The following is a 292-nucleotide window of genomic DNA, read 5'->3' as shown; positions in this document are numbered from 1 at the left end:
GACTTAAAAAGCGGCGGCGTTGCGGGGCGAGGGGCAACACTCTTTGCTGAGTCGCGTCCAGCAAGCAGACGTGCAAGGTTCTCAGCTTCACGTACTGTTAGGTTACCCTCAACAATTTTATTGGTCAGACTTGCTCTTCCTTCTTGAGTAGGTACGGAAAGAATAGCGCGGGCATGGCCGGCAGTGATCTTTTATCAAACAGAAGCTGCTGTGCCTCTTCGGGAAGATCCAGTAATCGGAGAGCATTCGCTACCGTTGACCGGCCTTTAGACACTGCTTGAGCAACCTCGGC

Annotated in this window: 1 pseudogene; it reads right to left on the bottom strand. The window is 52.7% G+C overall.

Going from position 1 to position 292, the window contains the following annotated elements:
- Positions 1-164 (bottom strand): annotated as a pseudogene (locus PZH32_RS13520) (ParB/RepB/Spo0J family partition protein); the annotation flags it as partial.
- Positions 165-292 lie beyond the last annotated feature (128 nt).

The sequence above is a fragment of the Adlercreutzia equolifaciens genome, assembly GCF_029076695.1.
Taxonomy (GTDB): Bacteria; Actinomycetota; Coriobacteriia; order Coriobacteriales; family Eggerthellaceae; genus Adlercreutzia; species Adlercreutzia equolifaciens_A.
Note: the sequence above shows the minus strand (reverse complement) of the source record. Positions and strands in the feature narration are given on the sequence as shown.